Raw genomic sequence first — 276 nt, forward strand, 5'->3', positions numbered from 1 at the left:
AGAGACGCACAGCCTGCCAAGCACTATTCCGAACACAATGCACCTGCACAAGACTTTGATTAGAGCCCCGCTGCACCTTATCGTTATGCCGCCAGAACGTATCCTTGCCTTGAGCCGACAGATGAAGACGCAATGCACCTGCCTCACCATCAATCTTAGCCTGAGACGCAGAACGATTGTCGTAATCGAAAGTGCCCCAGTTTGCCATCTTATCAACCTCTATGCGTTTGCTGTTCAATACAATATAATACTTCAAAATCGAAGGAATCGCAAGTG

Annotated in this window: 1 protein-coding gene; it reads right to left on the reverse strand. The window is 47.8% G+C overall.

The window, feature by feature from the left end; translation table 11 throughout:
- Positions 1 to 276, reverse strand: a 276-nt coding sequence (locus tag VJI94_RS08320) for a hypothetical protein (protein ID WP_324009019.1), incomplete at both ends; no start/stop codon positions are given.

The organism is Parvimonas sp. D9, assembly GCF_035282565.1.
Lineage (GTDB): Bacteria > Bacillota > Clostridia > Tissierellales > Peptoniphilaceae > Parvimonas > Parvimonas micra.